This is a genomic window from Moorena sp. SIO3B2, from assembly GCF_010692525.1.
Taxonomy (GTDB): domain Bacteria; phylum Cyanobacteriota; class Cyanobacteriia; order Cyanobacteriales; family Coleofasciculaceae; genus Moorena; species Moorena producens.
Window position 1 is genome coordinate 1 of record NZ_JAAHHE010000878.1, and the last position, 1,387, is coordinate 1,387.

General features: G+C 39.7%; 1 protein-coding gene. It reads left to right on the plus strand.

Annotation, left to right across the window (positions count from 1 at the left end):
• Positions 1-149: 149 nt before the first annotated feature.
• Positions 150-941, plus strand: a complete 792-nt coding sequence (locus tag F6K38_RS41985; RefSeq protein ID WP_287360766.1) for a hypothetical protein — start codon at positions 150-152, stop codon at positions 939-941.
• Positions 942-1,387 lie beyond the last annotated feature (446 nt).

Below are 1,387 nucleotides of genomic sequence, written 5' to 3' on the forward strand. Positions count from 1 at the left end.
TTATTGCTTGGTTTCATTACAAGTTTATATCTCCTTGAAGGTACTGTTACCTACTTTGATGCCTTTAGTAGTGTTTAGTACTTATAGTGCTACCCGCAAACAATAGTAAACATTATTTACTCATTCACTTATCAGTCAGAAAGAATATTATGGCTATAATAATCGATAAAAAATCTACCTTGCTACTAACAGTCGTTGTGCTACTATCTTCTTATGTCCTGCCTCTGGATGCCATAGTACAAAGACCTCAGTCTGATCAGCAGTTATCCCAGTCTCAAGGCCAGCTAATTACATTAAAATGGGGTGATATCTGGAAGAGATTGCGACGGAAGAAAGGTAAAAAGGGCTCAAGAGATGTCTTAACAGATGATAATTCTATCGAGCAAAATCTCTGCATGCTCATCCCTGGTCAGCTACCAGATCGTGACCTTAATTCTGAACAGAATGGAAGCTTAGAAATACAGAATGGAAGCTTAGAAATTTGGAGTGAGCAACCCCTATTTCTATGGCAAGGAAAAATGAAAGGTATTGAGGTGCGTGAAATGCGTACTAATCAACAATTGTGGGAGCAACCTTTAGAGCCTACTACTACTAGTATCCTTTATCAAGGGAAGCCCTTACAACCAGGTAAAGCTTACTATTGGCGGAATACAATTCCTTTAGAGGAACTTCCTACGAAGAGAAGTTTTCGTCTAATGGATGACGAAAAGCGTAATCAAATCACCACTGACTTAAATGAATTAGAAAGTAACCTGAAAGCTGAAGATGCCAGTGCTGATAAGATTGCTCTGAAACGAATTAACTATTTCATAGACAAACAACTTTGGTCAGATGCATTACGGGAAATTTATCTGATGCCTAATCCTCCGGCTGAGGTAACTGATCTTATTGATAAGATTAACAATAAGGCTCATGATTTTTGTAAGAAGGAGCGTGAATAGCAAGTAGGGTGGGCATTGCTGATTAAGATCATGATTGAACGCGGATCAATGAAATGGGCAATGCCCACCAATCCACCATCATCGTAGGGTGGGCATTGCTGATCAAGATCATGATTGAACGGCGAGCAATGAAATGGGCAATGCCCACCAATCCACAATAATCGTAGGGTGGGCATTGGTTCAGAAACCGGCCATGGGTACCCTGCTTGGTGGGCATTGCTCAGATAAATTTGGGCAGGATTTGGGTAAGTAAACCGGCAATGCCCACCCTACAGAATGCTGAATAATATAGCGCTACACACAATGTAAGCAAGGTATGTAAATTATTTTTGTGATTTTGTCAAGTAGTTCATTTGTTCTATTATTTTGACCTACTCCCCGTTGACCCTGTACTTATATGAAGTTTGATATGAGGTTTGATATGAGGTTTATGAGGTTTGATATGA